Source organism: Helicobacter sp. T3_23-1059 (assembly GCF_053654515.1).
This window is the reverse complement of sequence record NZ_JBSIUV010000146.1, coordinates 1-1194: the sequence shown is the minus strand read 5'-3', so window position 1 is coordinate 1194 and position 1194 is coordinate 1. Positions and strand designations below refer to the sequence as shown.

The window sequence follows — 1194 nt, the reverse complement described above, 5'->3', positions numbered from 1 at the left end:
TATCAATAATAATTTCTGCTTGGCTAAAATCTAAAGAAATATTTTGTGGTAAGATTTTATAAGATTTTATAATGCCTAGAATCATTGTAAAGCCATCATCTGGGTATGTTTCATTATCTCTAATGTATTTATCATATTTAGGAAAAGTAATCACGCTAAAATCTAAAGGTGCTTTATTAAAAGCACTTAAGTTAATAGCATACCACTCAAATTCTACTTCCATAGGCACAAACACCGAGCCAAAACGCATATCAAAAAAACGCTGTTGTTGGGATTCACTAAAACCAACCTTTGAGAGAATGTCTTTTACAAAGTCGTAGTTTATGTCGTAAGGAATCTTTATGTTATCTAATGCTCTAGGCAGTCCAAATACGCGCAACTGCTCCTCATCTATGCTTTTTTGGAAATCTTTAGCATAAAGAGTAGTATAAGCACCAGGTAAAGATTCTTGGAAAAATATTAAATCAATGTTTTTATTATATTTTATATCAAAACTCCAAGAGATGCGAAGCATTCCTTTAGATTTGTATATGTCGCTAATTAAGCCATCTTTATATGATTCTTGCATATATGGTTCTACAAAATATTCATTTAGATTCGTTGTCATTTTATATCCTTTGTAATTGTATTTACAATTTGTATTTCAATACAATTTCGCACAAAATTTTTTATGGATTCATTGCTTTGTTTTATTTGTGGACAAAGTTTTGACTTTATTAAATCTGCTAAGAGTTTAGCCATAGGTTCTCCATTTATAATATCACTTTGTATATTATCCCCTATTAGCAAACAACCAGCAGAATGTTTTGGTGTATTGCCCCCGTGAATCAAAATCGCCCTGCCTTTTGATAGATAATTATTAAATAACTTTAAAACGCCTTTCATATTTCCATCATTCCACATTACATTATACCTCCCCTCTGGGATTCGCAAATTAACTTCACCTGCTATGCTATCAGGTCCTGGTCGCTCTAGTATGTATGCAAACGGCTTTACATTAGATAAGTTATTTATTTTGTAGTCAATATCTGTTATTTCAATGCTATCAATTTCTCTTTTATCTTGCCGTTGTTTAGTAATCCTACCCGTATTATTATCTTTTATGTTTTTATATATCACTTCCCCTTTAATTTTAACATTTATAATTTTCCCATCTAAACAAATATATGCTCTACCCATTGTAGATTCAGTGCC

At 31.0% G+C, this 1194-nt stretch carries 2 protein-coding genes; both read right to left on the bottom strand.

What is annotated here, in order from left to right:
* Positions 1-607, bottom strand: a 607-nt coding sequence (locus ACWIX0_RS13670; RefSeq protein ID WP_454174533.1) for a hypothetical protein, incomplete at its 3' end; no start/stop codon positions are given.
* A partial coding sequence (locus ACWIX0_RS13665; RefSeq protein ID WP_454174532.1) for a DUF5675 family protein occupies positions 604-1194 on the bottom strand: 591 nt, incomplete at its 5' end. The genes ACWIX0_RS13665 and ACWIX0_RS13670, both read right to left, overlap by 4 nt.